Source organism: Streptomyces sp. 4N509B, assembly GCF_052245655.1.
Taxonomy (GTDB): domain Bacteria; phylum Actinomycetota; class Actinomycetes; order Streptomycetales; family Streptomycetaceae; genus Streptomyces.
The window spans coordinates 118,158-134,571 of sequence record NZ_JBQQBZ010000016.1 but is presented as its reverse complement, the minus strand read 5'-3'; the positions used below and the strand labels follow the sequence as shown (position 1 = coordinate 134,571).

12 protein-coding genes and 1 rRNA gene are annotated in these 16,414 nt (G+C 74.3%); 2 read left to right on the top strand and 11 right to left on the bottom strand.

The window, feature by feature from the left end:
• Together ACTWP5_RS17035 and ACTWP5_RS17030 are read right to left on the bottom strand one after the other, a co-directional pair.
• Window positions 1-97 (bottom strand): 16S ribosomal RNA (locus tag ACTWP5_RS17035); the annotation flags it as partial.
• A gap of 363 nt (window positions 98-460) precedes the next feature.
• Window positions 461-1,471 (bottom strand): stage II sporulation protein M, encoded by a 1,011-nt coding sequence (locus ACTWP5_RS17030; protein WP_443221816.1) that lies wholly within the window; start codon window positions 1,469-1,471, stop codon window positions 461-463.
• Between the two features lie 166 nt (window positions 1,472-1,637).
• On the opposite strand from ACTWP5_RS17030, the gene ACTWP5_RS17025 reads away from it, so the two are divergent.
• Window positions 1,638-2,612 (top strand): RDD family protein, encoded by a 975-nt coding sequence (locus ACTWP5_RS17025; RefSeq protein ID WP_443221815.1) that lies wholly within the window; start codon window positions 1,638-1,640, stop codon window positions 2,610-2,612.
• On the opposite strand, the gene ACTWP5_RS17020 is transcribed toward ACTWP5_RS17025, so the two are convergent.
• The 7 genes from ACTWP5_RS17020 to ACTWP5_RS16990 form a co-directional block, all read right to left on the bottom strand.
• Window positions 2,596-3,231, bottom strand: a complete 636-nt coding sequence (locus ACTWP5_RS17020) for a hypothetical protein (protein ID WP_443221814.1) — start codon at window positions 3,229-3,231, stop codon at window positions 2,596-2,598. The two genes, ACTWP5_RS17025 and ACTWP5_RS17020, sit on opposite strands and share 17 nt — an antisense overlap.
• A 6-nt stretch (window positions 3,232-3,237) precedes the next feature.
• On the bottom strand, window positions 3,238-4,662 hold the full coding sequence (ahcY, locus tag ACTWP5_RS17015; protein WP_443221813.1) for an adenosylhomocysteinase: 1,425 nt from the start codon (window positions 4,660-4,662) through the stop codon (window positions 3,238-3,240).
• Between the two features lie 222 nt (window positions 4,663-4,884).
• A complete protein-coding gene (gene manA / locus ACTWP5_RS17010; protein WP_443221812.1) occupies window positions 4,885-6,108 on the bottom strand; it encodes a mannose-6-phosphate isomerase, class I in 1,224 nt (407 codons plus the stop codon).
• Window positions 6,109-6,278: 170 nt separating this feature from the next.
• A complete protein-coding gene (locus ACTWP5_RS17005; protein ID WP_443221811.1) occupies window positions 6,279-7,454 on the bottom strand; it encodes an SIS domain-containing protein in 1,176 nt (391 codons plus the stop codon).
• 58 nt (window positions 7,455-7,512) lie between these two features.
• Window positions 7,513-7,710, bottom strand: coding sequence for a Trm112 family protein (locus ACTWP5_RS17000; RefSeq protein WP_443221810.1), 198 nt, complete (start codon window positions 7,708-7,710; stop codon window positions 7,513-7,515).
• Window positions 7,711-7,940: 230 nt separating this feature from the next.
• On the bottom strand, window positions 7,941-9,299 hold the full coding sequence (locus ACTWP5_RS16995; RefSeq protein ID WP_443221809.1) for a phosphomannomutase/phosphoglucomutase: 1,359 nt from the start codon (window positions 9,297-9,299) through the stop codon (window positions 7,941-7,943).
• Between the two features lie 109 nt (window positions 9,300-9,408).
• On the bottom strand, window positions 9,409-9,897 hold the full coding sequence (locus ACTWP5_RS16990) for a DUF3499 domain-containing protein (RefSeq protein ID WP_443221808.1): 489 nt from the start codon (window positions 9,895-9,897) through the stop codon (window positions 9,409-9,411).
• Window positions 9,898-10,257: 360 nt separating this feature from the next.
• Here ACTWP5_RS16990 and ACTWP5_RS16985 point away from each other — a divergent pair, with 360 nt between their 5' ends.
• A complete protein-coding gene (locus ACTWP5_RS16985; protein ID WP_443221807.1) occupies window positions 10,258-10,737 on the top strand; it encodes a metallopeptidase family protein in 480 nt (159 codons plus the stop codon).
• 117 nt (window positions 10,738-10,854) lie between these two features.
• Here the strand turns inward: ACTWP5_RS16985 and ACTWP5_RS16980 are convergent, their stop codons facing one another.
• Together ACTWP5_RS16980 and ACTWP5_RS16975 are read right to left on the bottom strand one after the other, a co-directional pair.
• Complete coding sequence (locus ACTWP5_RS16980) at window positions 10,855-12,447, bottom strand: DUF5719 family protein (protein WP_443221806.1); 1,593 nt, start codon at window positions 12,445-12,447, stop codon at window positions 10,855-10,857.
• Window positions 12,444-16,250 (bottom strand): glycosyltransferase, encoded by a 3,807-nt coding sequence (locus ACTWP5_RS16975; RefSeq protein WP_443221805.1) that lies wholly within the window; start codon window positions 16,248-16,250, stop codon window positions 12,444-12,446. The genes ACTWP5_RS16980 and ACTWP5_RS16975 overlap by 4 nt, the downstream gene beginning before the upstream one ends.
• Between the last annotated feature and the right edge of the window lie 164 nt (window positions 16,251-16,414).

The window sequence follows — 16,414 nt, the reverse complement described above, 5'->3', positions numbered from 1 at the left end:
CCACTAATCCACCACCGAAGCGGCTTCATCGTTCGACTTGCATGTGTTAAGCACGCCGCCAGCGTTCGTCCTGAGCCAGGATCAAACTCTCCGTGAATGCATCACAAAACGCGACCACTCACGCGAGCATCCTCGCAGAATGAATCACAAAAAAAACTGGCATTGACAACTATCAAGCACGCTGTTGAGTTCTCAAGAAACGGACACTTCCTTCACGACCCTCTCAGGCCGCTCCGGGCGTTTCCCTCTCGGTGTCCACTACCTTAGAGCGTCCCCCCGCCGATTTCAAAATCGGGGCTTTCGTTCTGCATAAGGCACAACGAAAGAGACCCTTGCGGGTCGGTCACTCATGGGAAGTGGGTGCCACTAGGCGTGGCGGACGCGCTGCTCTTTGAGAGCGCTCGTAATACGTTACGCCTGTGCTTCATGGACGTCAAGTTGGGTTCACGTGAGCGCCGTCTCAGGGGGCGATGGGGGCGTCCGTCTGGCGGTCCGCCGCGACCGTGTCGCCGGTCTCACCGGCCTGGACGGCGCGACGGCCGAGCACGAAGACATAGGCGAGGAACGCGACTTCTGCGACGACTCCGATGGCGATGCGAGCCCAGGTGGGTAGTCCGGAGGGGGTGACGAAGCCCTCGATCGCGCCCGAGAGCAGGAGGACCACCGCGAGGCCGATCGCCATGCCGATCGCCACCCGTCCCTCCTCCGCCAGAGCGGTGCGGCGTGTGCGTCTGCCGGGGTCGATCACGGTCCACCCCAGCCGCAGGCCCGTGCCCGCTGCCACGAACACAGCGGTCAGTTCGAGCAGGCCGTGCGGCAGGATCAGCCCGAGGAAGACGTCGAGACGGTCCGCGGAGGCCATGAGTCCCACACCGGCCGCCACGTTGACGGCGTTCTGGAGGAGCACCCACAGCACCGGCAGGCCGAGCAGCGCTCCGAAGGCGAGGGACATGCCGGCGACCTGGGCGTTGTTCGTCCACACCTGGGCGGAGAACGCGGCGGCGGGACTGCTGGAGTAGTAGGACTCGTACGCACCACCGGGGCGGGTCATCTCGCGTAGTTCCTCGGGCGCGGCGACCGTGCCGCGCACGTCCGGAGTGGCGGCGATCCACCAGCCGAGGGCCGCCACCACGAGGACGAACAGCACTCCGGTCGTCACCCACCAGTGCCGCGAGCGGTAACAGGCTGCGGGAAAGGCCACGGTGAAGAAGCGGGCGGCGTCGCGCCAGGTCGCTCGTCGGGTGCCGACGACCGCGCTGCGTGCCCGTGCCACGAGCGAGGTGAGCCGGCTGACGAGCGCGGGGTCGGGTGATGAGGACTGGATCTGGGAGAGGTGGGTGGCGGTGCGCTGGTAGAGGCTGACGAGCTCGTCCGCTTCCGCTCCTGTGAGGGTGCGCCGGCGACGGCGCAGCAGGGCGGTCAGCCGGTCCCACTCGGCTCGGTGCGCGGCGACGAAGACGTCCAGATCCATGGTCCGAGCTTGTCAGACGGGGCGCCGGGACGGCGACGGGTGCTCCCGGTCCGATGGTGTTGTCAGAGCATGGTGACAGACTGTGCAGCGATGGCGCGCGGTTGGTGCGACGCTGGGTAACGGACGCGACGGACGTCGTGGAGCGGGAGTGGAGAGGGGTGCGCGGATGAGTCAGCTGGTCACGGGCGACGCCGTGGTGCTCGGGCTGCAGCCCGCACGGGTTCCGAGCCGGGCGCTGGCGGTGGCGCTCGACCTGACCGTGGTTCTCGGGGGGTATCTCCTGGCCACCGTCGTGCTGCTGAGCGCGGTGATGCCCCTCGGGTCGGCGGCGGCTTCCGCGGTGTACGTGGTGCTCCTGGTCGGGATGCTGGTGGGGATTCCGGTGGCGGTCGAGACGCTCAGCCACGGCCGGTCGCTGGGCAAGCTCGTCTGCGGGCTGCGGGTGGTACGGGACGACGGCGGCCCGGTTCGCTTCCGGCACGCGCTGGTCCGCGGTGTCGTGGGGTTCGTCGAGATCGTGGCGACGGGTGGCTCGGTCGCGCTGATCGCCTCGCTGGTGTCGGCGGAGGGGCGACGGCTGGGGGACGTGTTCGCCGGGACTCTGGTGGTGCGCGAACGGATACCGGGCGGGCGGCATGAGGCGGCGCTGCCGCCGCCTCCGCCCTGGCTGGCGGGACAGTTCGCGGAACTGGACCTGTCCCGTGTGCCGGAGGGGCTGTGGCTGGCGATACGGCAGTACCTGACCAGGGCGCGGCAGCTCGATCCTCAGGTGGCCTGGTCGATGGCGGTCACGCTCTGCGGGGACCTGATGGAGCGCACCGGGTCGACTGCGGCTTCCGACGTTCACCCGGCCGCCTATCTGGCGGCGGTGGTGGCCGAGCGGCAGCGGCGGGACGCGGCGCGGGCCTTCGGGCAGCAGGCCGCCGCGCCTCCCGCGGGTGCCGTGGCGGAGGGGCCGCGGCATGCGGAGGGGCCATGGCCGGGGTTCACACCGGTGGTTCAGCCGCCGGTGGAGGCGGCTCCTGCCGTGACGTCGCCGGCTCGACCCGTGGCGGACCAGCAGATATCCCCGGCGGATCCGCCCGAGCGGCAGGGCGCGGAGGTGTCGCCTCCGCGACGGGGCTTCACTCCGCCGTCCTGAAGTCCGAGGGCGGGGAGTCGAGCGCGGCCAGCTCCACGTCGGGTGCGGCGAGGACCACGTCGCCCGCGAGGTGCACCGTGTGGCGCTCCGCCGTCTCCAGGTCGTCCACACCGTAGGTGTCCACGGTCAGCGGTCCGGTGTCGGTCGGATGGACGACGCTGCCGAGGAGGGTCCACCGCTCCTCGCGGGTGCGGGGAGAGAGGGCGGGCGCGGCCAGGTCCACCAGTCGGACCAGGCCGGACGGGGTGGCCGTGCTCAGGCGCAGCAGCCGGGCCGTGGCGACGAGGAAGGCGGGGGATGCGCCGGTGAAGGCGTGGGCGGGAGCGTTGCCCTCCCGTGCGTCCTCGCCGGACGCGGCGGCCATCCGTACCCAGGTGAGGCCGTCGAGGGCGGCGCCACGCACCCGCCAGTCACCGGCGACGAGCTCCAGCCGCAGGGTGCGGCCCCGGGCGTCGAGGGTGAGGTCCACGGAGCCGGTGACGCGCTGGGCGGCGTCCGTGTCGACCCCGTGGCCGCCGCCCGGGGCGAGGAGGCGGGAGACGTAGCGCCAGCCGGCGGGGCCGGGGGCGCAGTCGAACTGCTCCTCGCCCAGGGGCGTCAGGTAGCGGCCACGGGGCACGGGCGGTCAGTACCGGTAGTGGTCCGACTTGTACGGGCCCTCGACGGGGACGCCGATGTAGGCGGCCTGCTCGGGTCGGAGCGTGGTGAGGCGGGCGCCCAGCGCGTCGAGGTGGAGGCGGGCGACCTTCTCGTCCAGGTGCTTGGGCAGCGTGTACACGCCGGTCGGGTAGGAGGAGGTCTTCGCGAAGAGCTCGATCTGGGCGATCGTCTGGTTCGCGAAGCTGTTGGACATCACGAACGAGGGGTGACCGGTGGCGTTGCCGAGGTTCAACAGGCGGCCCTCGGAGAGGACGATGATGCTGTGGCCGTCCGGGAAGGTCCACGTGTGGACCTGCGGCTTGACCTCGTCCTTCACGACGCCGGGCAGCTTGGCCAGGCCGGCCATGTCGATCTCGTTGTCGAAGTGGCCGATGTTGCCGACGATCGCCTGGTGCTTCATGCGGGCCATGTCGTCGGCCATGATCACGTCGCGGTTGCCCGTGGAGGTGACGAAGACGTCGGCCGTCTCCACGACGTCCTCCAGGCGCGCCACCTGGTACCCGTCCATCGCCGCCTGGAGGGCGCAGATGGGGTCGATCTCGGTGATGATCACGCGGGCGCCCTGGCCACGCAGCGACTCGGCGCAGCCCTTGCCGACGTCGCCGTACCCGCAGACCACGGCCACCTTGCCGCCGATCAGCACGTCGGTGGCGCGGTTGATGCCGTCGATCAACGAGTGCCGGCAGCCGTACTTGTTGTCGAACTTCGACTTGGTGACGGAGTCGTTCACGTTGATGGCCGGGAAGAGCAGGGTGCCCTCGCGGGCCATCTCGTAGAGCCGGTGGACGCCGGTGGTGGTCTCCTCCGTCACCCCGCGGATCTCCGAGGCGGCCTGCGTCCACTTGCTGGGGTTCTCGGCGAGGGTGCGCGTGAGGAGTTCGAGGATGACGCGGTGCTCCTCGCTCTCGGCGGCCGTGGCGGGGTCGGGGACCTTCCCCGCCTTCTCGTACTCGACGCCCTTGTGGACCAGCAGCGTGGCGTCGCCGCCGTCGTCGAGGATCATGTTCGGGCCGCCGGTGGGGCTGTCAGGCCAGGTCAGCGCCTGCTCGGTGCACCACCAGTACTCCTCCAGCGTCTCGCCCTTCCAGGCGAAGACGGGGATACCGGCGGCGGCGATCGCCGCCGCGGCGTGGTCCTGCGTGGAGAAGATGTTGCACGAGGCCCAGCGGACCCGGGCGCCGAGGGCGACGAGGGTCTCGATGAGGACGGCGGTCTGGACGGTCATGTGCAGCGAGCCGGTGACGCGCGCGCCGGCCAGCGGCTGGGACGCGGCGTACTCCTCGCGGATCGCCATGAGGCCGGGCATCTCGTGCTCGGCGAGGGTGATCTCCTTGCGGCCGAACTCGGCCAGGGAGAGGTCGGCGACCTTGAAGTCGCTGAAGTCGGTCATGACGGCTGCTCCCGATGTGCGGATGAGCGAACACGGACAGGGTCGGCTGCGGGCCCGCCACCGCGTGTGGCGGTGGTGCGTGCCCGGAGCGTCGCAGTCCGTCGGAGGGCCTTCTTACCCCTCGGCCGGTGTCGGCGTGGTGTGCCGCCCGACTGCCATCAGCATCGACGTCTGACTCCGGATCGAATCTACACCGAACGCTCCGGGTGAACCACGCCGCCTTCAGACGGTCACGGTCGCCCGGAAGACGGTGCCGGAGCCGGAGAGCGTCGTCGGCTCCCCCGCGCGGACGTACGCCGACTCGCCGCGGCGCAGCGTGAGTTCGGCCTCCTCGCCGCCCGGCCCCGCGACGGAACGGACCCGGGCGCTCCCCTCGGTGCAGAGCAGGATCTGTGCCGCGCGGTCGTCGAGGGCGCGAGGCCGGTCGTCGGCGGCGAGCACGTAGCGGGAGAGCCGGAAGTCGGCGGTGGGAGCGGCGTACAGCTCCTCGCCCTCCCTCGCCGTCACCGTCGTGGGGTGCAGGACGGCCGGCTCGGTGTGCTCGAAGCGGACGACGCGCAGCAGCTCGGGCACGTCGATGTGCTTGGGGGTGAGGCCGCAGCGCAGGACGTTGTCGGAGTTGGCCATGATCTCCACGCCGAGGCCGCTGAGGTAGGCGTGGGGGACGCCGGCGCCGAGGTAGAGGGCCTGGCCGGGCTGGAGGCGGACGTGGTTCAGCATGAGGGCGGCGATGACGCCGGGGTCGCCAGGGAAGTGGCGTTCGGTCTCGACGGTGGCGGCGTGGGTGTCGCGGAAGCGGCCCGACTCCCGGGCGGCGAGGTCCCGGGCGGCGCGGGCCACGCGGCTGACGGTCTCGGCCATGGCCGTGGGGTCGGCGGTGAGGACGGCGGTGAGGACCTCCCGCAGGGCGTCCGCCTCGGGGTGCGTGCGCAGCAGGTCGGCGTGGGGCTTGAGCTCGTCGACGCCCAGCTCCTCCAGCAGCGCGGCCGTCTCCGTCGGGGAGCGGAAGCCGCAGAGGCCGTCGAAGGGGGTGAGCGCGCAGATCAGCTCGGGCTTGTGGTTGGCGTCCCGGTACGTGCGGTGGGGGGCGTCGACCGGCACGCCGCGGGCCTCCTCGTCGGCGAAGCCGGCCTGGGCCTGTCGCAGGTCCGGATGCACCTGGAGGGAGAGGGGCACGTCGGCGGCGAGCACCTTCAGGAGGAAGGGGAGGCGGGCTCCGAAGGCGCGCACGACGGGTGCGCCGAGCTCGCCCGTGGGGTCGGCGGCGATGGCGTCCGCGAGGGAGAGCGGTCCCGCGCCGCGGTCGACGTGGGAGGGGGCGCCCGGGTGGGCCCCGAGCCAGAGCTCGGCCTGGGGCTGGCCGGTGGGCTCGGTGCCCAGGAGCTCGGGGATGGCGGTGGTCGAGCCCCAGGCGTAGGGGCGGATGGTGTTCTCCAGGCGGTCCATGCGGCACTCCCGGGGCTCGGTCGATCGGACCGACGGGTGGATCGGTGCGATCGGCAGGATCGGGTTCGGGTGGTCGGGCTGGGTGGTCAGGCAGGCTGGTCAGGGGTCGCGAGAAAGTCGGGTCGCGAGGGGTGAGGGCGGGCGGCGCCCGGCCGTGTCGTTCGGCCGGCCTAGGAGCGGGCGGCCGCCGCGACCGTCACGTAGACGGCGGCGAAGTCGAGCTGGGTGAGGTACTCGGCGGCCAGGAGCAGAGGGGCGGGCGGCCCCACCGACTCCCGATCCACGACCGGCTCCAGCTCGCTGAGGGTGACGCCCTGTTCGAAGACCAGCTCGCGCGCGGCCTGCGCCGCCGTGGCCGCGGGGCCGTCGACGCCCGGAGGCAGGGGGCTGCGGAGCAGGACCACCCGGGGCCGCGTCACGGGCGGCTCCTCGACGCGGTCGCGGAAGAAGTCCTCGTCGGTGCCGCCCAGCGCGAGACCGCCGTTGAGCAGGGCGCCGTGCGCCGTGAGCGCCTCGGGCAGCTCGGCGGCGAAGGCGGGCACGCCCGGCAGGCCGGTGAGCGTCGCGGCGCCGTGACGGGCCGCGGCCCGGGCGAGGGGCCCCTCGCTCCACAGCAGCGGCAGCGCGGCGCCGAACTCGGCCGCCAGGGTCTTCGCCGGGTTGCCGTGGGTGTTCGCGGCGGGCCCGCAGCGCTCGGCCACCGCGTCGAGCCGGTCGGCCATGGCCAGCAGGGCGTCGGCGTCCGCGGTGTCGGGCGGGATGAGGCCGAGGCGGTCGGCGAGCATCAGCAGCGGCGTGACGAGCGCCCACGCCGGTCCCGGCGCCGCGGGGTGGTCGGCCAGGTCGGCGTGGGGGGCGGTGGCGAGGGGGAGGGTGAGGTACCTGCGGTGCGCGCTGGCCTCCGCGAGCGGCGAGCCCGGCGGCGTCACGGTGGCCACGGTGGCGCCACGGCGGTAGGCGGCCTCCACCAGCAGGGCCAGGCCCGGCTCCGTGCCGTCGGCGGAGAGGACCAACAGCAGGTCGAGCGGGCCGACCCAGCGGGGCAACGGCCAGGTCAGGGCGCCGGGTGCGGCGAGCGCCCCGGTGGGGCGCAGTTCACGCACGGGGACGCCGTCGCCGGTCAGCGCGCAGAGGAGGTCGGCGAGGAGGGGGGTGGCGGGGCTCGGGCCCGCGAGGAGCACGGTGCCCGGCCGGCCGTCGGGGTTGATGCGGGCCAGGTCGGACTCCTGGGCGGCGCGCGTCGCGGTGCGGACCTGGGCACCGGCCGCGGCCACGGCGCGCAGCAACCCGCGCGGATCGGCGCGGGTGAGCCGGTCCGGGGCGTCGAGCAGGGTTTCGTCGATCATGAGGGCTCCGATCGCCCGACGGGGAGCAGGGGCGCGAGGTACGCGGGCGGCGGCGCGCTCAGCCGGCGCGGGTCGGGCGCGCCTCGTCCACCAGGAGAACGGGGATGCCGTCCCGCACCGGGTAGGCCAGGCCGCAGGAGTCGCTCGTGCAGAGCAGCTCCGCTCCGTCCTCGCCCTCGCGCTGCTCCTCACGGAGCGGAGCGTGGCAGGCGGGGCAGGCCAGGATCTCCAGCAGTGCGGCTTCGACGAGCGGCATGGTGTCCTCCGGACCTCCGGCGCGGGTGGCTTTGTCGCCGATCACCCTACCCGTCCAGCGGCGGACGGGCGCGGCGGGTGTGTCGCGGTGCGCACGACGGTGGGCGCACCGGCCGGCACCGTGTCAGCGTGTCAGGGGCGGGCGGGGCGGAGGGCGGTGGCGCGAGGTCGGGGGAGTCCGGACGGGGTCTGGCGTTGTCGGGCGAGGCAGGGCGAGGCGAGGCGAGGGGGTCAGGCCCGGATCAGGGCCAGGACCTCGTCGCGGACGGCCTCGACGGTGGCGGTGTCGCGAGCCTCGACGTTGAGGCGCAGCAGCGGCTCGGTGTTGGAGGGGCGGAGGTTGAACCACCAGTCGGCGGCGGTCACGGTCAGGCCGTCGAGCTCGTCGAGGGTGACGCCGGGACGGTCGGCGAAGGCCGAGCGGACCGCCGCCGTCCTGTCGGCCTGGTCGGCGACGCGGCTGTTGATCTCCCCCGAGGAGGCGTACCGGTCGTAGGCGGAGACCAGGGCGGACAGCGGCCCGTCCTGTCCGCCGAGGGCGGCCAGCACGTGGAGGGCCGCGAGCATCCCGGTGTCGGCGTTCCAGAAGTCGCGGAAGTAGTAGTGGGCCGAGTGCTCGCCGCCGAAGATGGCGCCGGAACGGGCCATCTCCTCCTTGATGAACGAGTGCCCCACCCGGGTCCGCACCGGTGTGCCGCCGTTCTCGCGCACGACCTCGGGCACCGACCAGGAGGTGATGAGGTTGTGGATCACGACCGAGCCGGGGGCCTTGGCCAGCTCCCGGGCGGCGACCAGCGCGGTGATCGCCGACGGCGGCACGGGCTCGCCGCGTTCGTCGACGACGAAACAGCGGTCGGCGTCGCCGTCGAAGGCCAGCCCGATGTCCGCGCCCGTGGCGCGCACGCGGGCCTGGAGGTCGACGATGTTGGCGGGGTCCAGGGGGTTGGCCTCGTGGTTCGGGAAGGTGCCGTCCAGCTCGAAGTACAGGGGGTCGAGGTCGACCGGCAGGCCCGCGAGGACGGTCGGCACGGTGTGTCCGCCCATGCCGTTGCCCGCGTCGACGACGACCTTCAGGGGGCGGATGTCGCGAAGGTCCACCAGGGACCGCAGGTGGGCGGCGTAGTCCTCCAGCAGGTCCCGTTGGCCGATGCCGCCGGGGACGGACACGGGCTCGGGTGCTCCGTTCCGCGACCACTCCTCGACGAGCGCCCGGATGTCCGCCAGTCCGCTGTCCTGCCCGATGGGGGCGGCGCCGGCCTGGCACATCTTGATGCCGTTGTACTGGGCGGGGTTGTGGCTGGCGGTGAACATCGCGCCCGGCAGGTTCAGCGCGCCGCTCGCGTAGTAGAGCTGGTCGGTGGAGCACAGTCCGATCTCGGTGACGTCTGCTCCCCGTGAGGCGGCTCCCCGGGCGAAGGCCCGTGACAGGCCGGGGGAGGAGGGGCGCATGTCGTGGCCGGTCACCACGGCCTTGGCGCCCGTGGTCTCGGCGAAGGCGGCGCCGAACAGCTCCGCCAGGTGCTCGTCCCACTCGTCGGGGACGACGCCGCGTACGTCGTATGCCTTCACGATCTGCGACAGGTCGGGCACGACCCACCTCTTTTCGTGTCTCGTTGGCTCAGCGGAGTCACGCGCGGCCACACTGTACCCGGCTGCGGTTGACCGGGGGTTACGGCACGGGTGGTTACGGCTCGGGTGGCTACGGCTCGGGTGAGCGGAGGATGCGCAGGTGCGCGCGGCGGGCGACGTCGATGGGGTCGGCCCCGCCGCCGTGTGGGGGCGGCTGGCCGGGGACGCCGCGGCGGGGGTCCCTGGCGCGGTGGGAGCCGGGCGCCGGCGGGCGGGCGGCCTCGCGGACGGCGTCGGCGAGGGCTTCGAGGTCGTCGCCGCTGGTGGGTCCCGTGGTGGCGTGGCCCTCGACGGCGAGCCTGACGACCTCCCAGCCGCGCGGGGCGGTCAGCCGCTCGGAGTGCTCGGCGCACAGGTCGTAGCAGTGCGGCTCGGCGTAGGTGGCGAGCGGTCCGAGGACGGCCGTGGAGTCCGCGTAGACGTACGTCAGTGTCGCCACGGCGGGGCGGCCGCACGCGGTGCGCGAACAGCGACGTACGGGGCTCACGATGTTGGACCGTACCGCACTCCTGAGCGGGCCGCGACGACGTTCCCCCGGGTCTCCGCGCCGTGTCGCCACGAACGGTCCGGGCTGTCCGTATTCGCCTGGGATTCGCCGGGGAAACGCCTGAGACGCGCTGGACCCGCGGTGGGGGGACGGGCCGCGTCGCCGGCCATGGGACCCGCCGGGAGGAGGTGGGGAGGCGGCCGGCACGGGGTCGGGCTCCGGTCAGAGGGCGGACCGGGGACGGCCCGGGGGCGGTCCGAGGCGGTTCGCACGCGGTCCGCGTGGTGTTCGAACACGGTGGGTGGCCGGTCGGTCCGTGGGGGTGACGTGGCCGTGACCTGGCCCGGGACGGGTGGCGGAGCGGGCCGGCCGGGCGGACTGGGAGGATCGCGGACTCACCCACGGGCGCCCCGTCCTCTATGGTCAAAGGCGATGGACAACGTCAGCAGCGCCCCCTCAGCGCCGTCCGGCCCGGACCGTCGGTCCCGCCACCGGGACCGGCACGGCCGCGGCATGCGCGGGCCCGTGGCACCCCCGCAGGTGCCGCTGGCGGTGACGCGTGCCGACACCTTCGACGCGCTGGTGCACGACTCGGCCGAGCGGCTACGCCGGCGGCTGCCCCAGCTGGGCGGCGTGGTCTTCGCCGTGCAGGAGGTGCCGTGGCTGGCCCGCGGGGAGGTCACGGCCCCGGAGACGGCGGACGAGGTGCCGCTGGGCGGGCTGGTGCCGGGCCGGGAGGGCCGGCCCGACCGGATCGTGGTGTACCGCCGCCCGGTCGAGCTCCGCAGCCGCGACCGGGACGAGTGCGCCCGGCTGGTGCACGAGGTGGTCGTGGAGCAGGCGGCCGAGCTGCTCGGTCTGGCGCCGGAGTCGGTGGATCCGAAGTACGGCGAGGACTTCGGCGAGACGTGACGGCGGCGGTCGGCGGACGGCAGGCGCCGGCCCGCCGACCGCCGTGTCAGGGCTGCTTCCGTGCCGGTCGGTCCCGCTCCCGGGCCGGCTCCCGCGCCCCGGGCGCCGCCGGTGTCGTCAGTCGATCAGGACGGACAGGTCCTGGCCCGTGTCCGGGACCGTGACGGCGGACCGGTCGTCGGGGAGGGTCTGGATCGACAGCAGGGGCCCGGAGTCGCTGTCCTGCGTGAGGGTGCGGGAGGCGTGGAGCGGCCCACCTCCGGTGTGCTCGACGGTGATCGCGTACCGGCCCTCGCTGTCCTCGGGCAGCTCGGGAACGAAGACGAGGGTGGTCCTGGCCCGCACGGTGACGCTCTGGCCGGTGGGCTCGCTCCCCTCCTCGGCCTCGCTCGTGGCCGAGACGGTGATCCGCACCTCGGCCGCCTCGGCCGGCGCGGTGAGCGTCAGCTCCGTGCCCTCCACGGTGTTGCCCGAGGTGGTGGCGCGTGGCTCCAGGGGGCCGGTGGCGGGGATGAACGCCATCTCCCGCTGGTCCTCGCCGACGGTGACGCGCAGGGCGGCGACGACGGGGCCGCTCCCCGAGCCCTCGGCGGGGGTGAGGATCAGGGAGCCGGCCTCGCCCTGGGTGAGGGGACCGAGGTCCACCGAGGTGAGGGAGCCGGAGCGGACGGAGACGGTCTCGTGGCCGGCCGGGGTGATGACGCCGGCCGGGCCGGCGAGCCCCACGTCGAAGGTGATGTCCTCGTCACCGGCCGCGTAGGCCATCAGCTGGACGGACCGGACGTCGGCCGGGATGCCGGGCAGCACGAGCCTGCCGCTCGCCCGGGGGGAGGGGGGCAGCCAGTCGGCGCCGCGCTGCTCGTCGACGGCCTCGATCTGGGCGCCGATGCGTCCGGTGCGGGCGGTGACCTCGACGGCGAGATCGTCCACCTCCTCCGTGGTGAGCGTGGTCAGCAGCACGGGGACAGAGGAGCGGCCCGGCACCGTGACGCCCTCGCCGATGTCGGTCTCCAGGCGGCCGTCGGGGCCGTGGAGCTCGATGTCGACGACGGTGGCCGCCTCGTCGGGGTTGGTGAGGTGGACGTAGTCGCTGCGCGACGCGGCGGTGCTGGCGCCGGCGAACCAGAAGGTGGTGTCGGGGGACTGGCAGGCGGTGCCGAGCAGGCCGTGTCCGCCGGCGGACAGGCGGGTGGTCTGCTGGACCGTCCAACCGGGGGCAAGGCGCTCGTCGGCCATGCCGACGAGGGCGGGCGCGGTGGCTTCCTCGGTGCTGGTGGTGACGGGGAGACCGGGCTCGGTCAGGGAGACCACGGGGTCCTGCTGCTCCTGACGCCCTTCTCCGTCGCCGCCGCCGTCACCGTTACCGGAGTCGCCGTCACCGTCGCCCTGACCGTCACCGTCGCCCTGGCCGTCGTCGCCGTCGTCGATCGCACCGGGGGAGTACTCGGGCGCGGGCAGCAGCGCGGCGCTGCCGGCTCCCTGCTCGGAGGCCGCGTCCCCGACGGGCGTGTACGCCGTGTACCAGGTGGTGGCGAGCGGCGCGTGGGTGGCGCGGGGACAGGCGAGGGTCGTGCGCTCCACCGGCCTGGGCTCGGGCTGTTGCGTGCTGGTGGTCTCCTGGGCCTCGTCGCCCGAGGTGACGGTGGCCAGTCCCGTCAGCGCCAACAGCGACGCGACGGCGGCGAGCGCGGAGATGGTCGGGCGGTTCACCGCTGGCTGCTCCCGTCACCGTAGTCGGCCGGATAGTCGTACTGCTCGTAGCTGTCGTAGGTCGGCGTCGCGTACTGCTGCTGGCCGTCGTCCCAGCCGTCCTCGTAGGGCTGCGCCTGGCCGGGGATGGCCTGGCCGCCCGGGTAGTACGTCTGGGTGTCCTGGTACGGGTACGGCTCGGTGTACTGCGGGTCCTGGTACTGCGGGTCCTGGTAGGGCTGCTCCTCGTAGGGCTGCGCCGGCTGCTCGCCCGCGTACGGACCCGCCGGCGGCGGCGCGGTCGGCGGGGGCGGCGCCTGCGGGGGCACGGCAGGGGCCGCGACGTCGACCATGGGGCCGGCCGCGGGGTCCGTCATGCCGTCCCGCGGCACGCCGTAGGGAGTCTCGGGCGGCATCCCGTCCGCCCCGGCGCCGACGTCGACGCCGGCATCGGTGCCGAGGTCCGTGCCGAGGTCGGCGGCACCGGAGCCGGCTCCCCCGGCGGCGCCCGCGCCCGCCGCCGCCGCCTCCGCCGCTGCCAGCCGGCGCGCCCGGCGGCCCCCCGGCGCCCCGACGGCGACCACGGGCTCGGGGTCGGGCATGTCGTCGTCAAGCTCCCGGCGGCGTCCGGGCAGCGCCAGCACGGTGAGGACCAGCAGCGCGAAGCCCTGCCCCCACACCCACAGGGTGTGGCTGCCCGGCGTCTCGTACGTGACCCGCAGCTGGCCGCCGGACTCGGGGAGCTCGAAGCCCTGGGCCCAGCCTCCGACGGTGACGGGTGTGAGCGGCTGTCCGTCGAGCGTGGCGTGCCAGCCCTCGGAGGCGGTCTCGGCCAGGCGCAGAACGCGGCCGGCGGGCCCCGCCTCCACCTCGGTGGCGACCTCCACGGGACCGGAGTCGACCGGCACCGGGTCGCCCTGCCCGCCCTCCGGTGGCACGACCATGACGCGCGCGACCTCGGTCTCGACCCGCCACAGGGCGCTGCCGTCCTCCTGGCTGAGGCGCTGGAGGCCGGGCGTGGTGTCGAGCACCTGGTGCAGCTCGCGGGGCGAGCCGTCCTGCACCAGCACGTACGCCACGGCGTAGGAGGAGAGGACGGCCGTCTGGTCGGCACCCGAGCCGGCCACCAGCTCGCCCACGGCCTCGCTCAGCGAGGTGTCCTCGCCGAGCTGCTCGGCGAGGTCGGCGTCGCCGAGGCGGGCGCCCGATCCGCGCACGAGACTGTACGTGACGTGCGCCGCGGTGCCCTGTCCCTCGCCCTCGCCACGGAGCACGAGGGTGCGGGCCTGGTCACGGGTGGAGCTCTCCTCGGCGACGAACGCCGGCACCTGCACCGTGCCCCGTCGCTCCAGGGGGCCGTCGGCACCGCCGAGGACCCAGCCGGCGGCGACCAGCAGGGGACCGACCGCCGCGGCGCCCGCGACGGCCACCGCCACGGGCTGGCGCCAGCCGAAGCTCTGGGCCGCGACGCGGTACCGGGCGCCGTCGGCGCCGAGCGTGGCCGCGCACAGCAGGGCGAGGCCGTAGACCAGGGTGGCCGGGCCCGCCCAGCCGTCGGCGGCGCGCGTCCAGACGGCGACCGACAGGCCGGCGAGGGCGACGATCCACGCGGTGGCGATGGCCAGCCGCCGCTCGCTGCGCAGGAGGGCGCCGAGCGCCGCGACCAGCAGGCCGACCAGCAGCCAGGTGCTGGGAGTGCCGGGGCCACCGGGGTTGACGTTCAGCAGCTGGAACGCCGTCGAGTCGGTGGCCTCGAAGGGAAGCCCGACCTCGCGCACGACGTCGGACGGGCTCAGCAGCACCGACCACGACCACGGCCCGAGCAGCACGAACGGGGTCAGCACCACGGCCGCCAACCGCAGGGCCCGGGCGCGTCGCACGCCGGGCTCGGGGCGGAGCGGGAGCACGAGGGCGACGATCGTCAGCAGCACGGCCAGCGGCCAGACGACCGGGGTGAACGCGGTGACGACCGTCAGCAGCAGCGCGCAGGCCCATGCCGCGCGCCAGGGCCCGCGCCCGTCGGGCCGGGTGTGGCCGATGGCGGAGACCGCGGTGCGGGCGATCGGCGGCAGCAGCACGGCGAGCACCGCCGTGCCGATCCTGCCGCTGGCCAGCGCCCCGGTGACGGCGGGCAGCAGGGCGTAGGCGATGCTGCCCCAGGCGCGCAGCAGCCGGGACATGACCAGGGGCCTGGAGGTGAAGTACGCGCTCGCGCCGGCCAGCGGCACGGAGCAGACCAGCAGCACCGTCATGGCGAGGCCGGGGCTGCCGGCCAGGACCGTGGCCAGCAGGGCGAGCAGCCCGATGAAGGGCGGGGCGGCCTGGTCACCGCCGGTGCCGACGGGCTGCCAGGTCTCCAGGTACCGGTCCCAGAGCGTGCCCGCGCCGTCGGGCGCGGGCAGCAGGGCGCCGCCGACCAGCGCGCCCGAGCCGAGGAGTTCGCGGCAGGCGAGCAGCGAGACGAGCAGCAGGGCGAGGAAGAGCATCGGCCCCGGCCTCCGGGCCAGGCGGCGGAGCCGGACGAACTGCTCCACCTCCAGGGAGTCCGCCTCGTCGTCGGAGGGCCCGGACTCGACGGCGCCGTGTCGGCCCGCGGAGGCCGAGGCGGCGTCGGCGCGCCCTGTGACGTTGCTCAGGACCTGGTCGACGGTGGCGCGGACCGTGGCGCCCGCGGGCGGCAGGAGCGGTCGGAGGTCGCCGGCGTTGACGGACGGGTCGGCGACGCGGCGGCGGCGTCTTCGCGCGCCGACGATCCGTCCGGGGCGCAGCAGGGCGGCGAGCAGGCCGCTGGCCTCGTCGAGCGCCCTGCCGGGCAGCTTGCCGACGAGGTACGCGACGACGCGCAGCAGGGTGCCGAGGACGAGCCGGAAGAGGACCCAGGGCAGGGCGCGCGCGGGGGCGCTGGCCAGCAGGACGTAGGTGGCGGCGGCCTTGTCGACGCGGTGGGGGCTGGCGCCGAGGCGGCCGGCGCAGTCGATGGAGCGACGCTCGCGGGAGGCGGCCTCGGCGTGCCGCAGCACGGCGGCGGGGGCGACGAGGACCCGGTGTCCGGCGGCCTGGACGCGCCAGCACAGCTCGATGTCGTCGCGCATCAGCGGCAGTCGGCGGTCGAAGCCGCCGAGCTGCTCGAAGACGTCGCGGCGGATGAGCATGCCGGCGCTGGAGACGGAGAGGACGGGGCGCACCTGGTCGTGCTGGCCCTGGTCCTGCTCGCGACGGTCGAGGCCGGTCCAACGGCGGCCGCTGTAGGCGATGGAGACGCCGACCTCCAGCAGCTGGCGGCGGTCGTACCAGCCGCGCAGCTTGGCGCCGACGACGGCGGCGGAGGGCGTGGCGTCGGCCTGACGGAGCAGCTCGGCGAGGGCGTCGGGCTCGGGCGCGGAGTCGTCGTGGAGCAGCCACAGCCAGTGGACGGGCTCGCCGAAGGGCAGCTCGGGCAGGTCGTAGGTGCTGTTGTCCCAGGTCCGGGTCACCGGGTCCCAGGCCGGGGGGCGTTTGAGGTACGGCAGCTCGTCCGGCGTGAGCACGGGCGCGGTCCGGGCCGCCTCGGCCACGGCGGTGCCGAAGCTGGTGCGGCGGGCGAGGTGGAGGACGCGCTCGGGGCCGAACGCCTCGGTGACCAGGGTGGCGGAGCCGTCGGCGCTTCCCGTGTCGGCGGCTATGACGTCCTGCACCGGCCGGTCCTGGGAGAGGAGTCCGGTCAGGACGTCGGGCAGCCAGCGTTCACCGTCGTGCGAGACGAGCACGGCGGTGACGACGTGCCGCGGGAACTCGGGGTGTGCGGGCTGACGGGAGGCCGCCGCCGGCTGGCTGTGCACGGACATCGAGGTACGGGACCTGCGTTTCGCTCGACACTGGCTGGACGGTGGTGCCGTGACGCCCGCCTGCTCGGCGCGCGCACGTACGACAGCGCACCACACTAGCGGCTTGGGGTGTCACTCCAGCCCGGCCCGCGTGGCACGCCCCTCGCCGCCGACGGCGGGCGGTC

Coding starts and splice junctions, on each gene's coding strand:
- ACTWP5_RS17030 (WP_443221816.1), bottom strand. CDS start 1,471: ATGGATCTGGACGTCTTCGTCGCCGCGCACCGAGCCGAGTGGGACCGG.
- ACTWP5_RS17025 (WP_443221815.1), top strand. CDS start 1,638: ATGAGTCAGCTGGTCACGGGCGACGCCGTGGTGCTCGGGCTGCAGCCC.
- ahcY (WP_443221813.1), bottom strand. CDS start 4,662: ATGACCGACTTCAGCGACTTCAAGGTCGCCGACCTCTCCCTGGCCGAG.
- manA (WP_443221812.1), bottom strand. CDS start 6,108: ATGGACCGCCTGGAGAACACCATCCGCCCCTACGCCTGGGGCTCGACC.
- ACTWP5_RS17005 (WP_443221811.1), bottom strand. CDS start 7,454: ATGATCGACGAAACCCTGCTCGACGCCCCGGACCGGCTCACCCGCGCC.
- ACTWP5_RS17000 (WP_443221810.1), bottom strand. CDS start 7,710: ATGCCGCTCGTCGAAGCCGCACTGCTGGAGATCCTGGCCTGCCCCGCC.
- ACTWP5_RS16985 (WP_443221807.1), top strand. CDS start 10,258: ATGGACAACGTCAGCAGCGCCCCCTCAGCGCCGTCCGGCCCGGACCGT.
- ACTWP5_RS16975 (WP_443221805.1), bottom strand. CDS start 16,250: ATGTCCGTGCACAGCCAGCCGGCGGCGGCCTCCCGTCAGCCCGCACAC.